This is a genomic window from Paraburkholderia sp. RL18-101-BIB-B, assembly GCF_046026985.1.
In the GTDB taxonomy this organism is placed as follows: Bacteria; Pseudomonadota; Gammaproteobacteria; order Burkholderiales; family Burkholderiaceae; genus Paraburkholderia.
The window spans coordinates 1-815 of sequence record NZ_JARESV010000173.1; the positions used below are offsets into that span (position 1 = coordinate 1).

At 61.1% G+C, this 815-nt stretch carries 1 protein-coding gene; it reads left to right on the forward strand.

The features are described from left to right. Positions 1 to 204 precede the first annotated feature (204 nt). On the forward strand, positions 205 to 815 hold a 611-nt coding region (locus P0D73_RS46550), incomplete at its 3' end, for a rhomboid family intramembrane serine protease (RefSeq protein ID WP_408436482.1).

Consider the following 815-nt stretch of genomic DNA (forward strand, 5'->3'; position numbering starts at 1 on the left):
ATATGCGCTCTTTCCGTCCCGGCGCCATCGTGCTGCGAAAGTCGACGCGTTCATTAACTTCTGCCTCGAGTCATTATCCGCAGCTGCGCCCGTTACGCACCGTCAGATAGGTCTCCGGGGGAACCGCGGCAGCGCAAAAGCAACAGCGCGCACGTCATCGCGTCCATGACAATCGATATCAAGCCGAGTACGGAGTAACTGGCAATGCCGCAAGACTCAACCCGGCTCTCTGTCACGACTTCCGACTCGCTCTTCGTGCAACTCAAGGCACGTGGTCTCCTTCTGGCCGCCTTTGTTGGCTCCATCTGGTTAGTTTTTTTCCTGTCCGCTGCGCTACCATTCCTGCATCTGAACCAGCACGGCGTGGTGCCGCGCACGCTTGGCGGGCTGCAGGGCATCCTGTTCGCCCCTTGGTTGCACGCAAGCATGATGCACCTGGTAGCCAACACTGGTGGACTGCTCATCTTGGGCTGGCTGTGCACCTGGCCTCGCATCGCGAACTTCTGGCAGGCGACAATCGTTGCGATGCTTGGTGCTGGATTGTGCGCGTGGCTGCTCGGCGCGCCCTACACGGTGCATATCGGCGCGCGCGGTCTCGTGTTCGGATACGCGGGCTACCTGGTCGCGCGGGGCTACTACACGCGACACATCCTCTCGATGCTGGTGGCGCTGTTCGTCGCAGGCAGCTACGGGCTGACCATGCTGTTCGGCCTAATGCCGCTCTACCCTGGCCTGTCGTGGCAAAGCCATCTCGGTGGCGCGCTCGGTGGCATGGACAGCGTCAAGCAGAAGGTCCGGTTTACCGACATTCATCC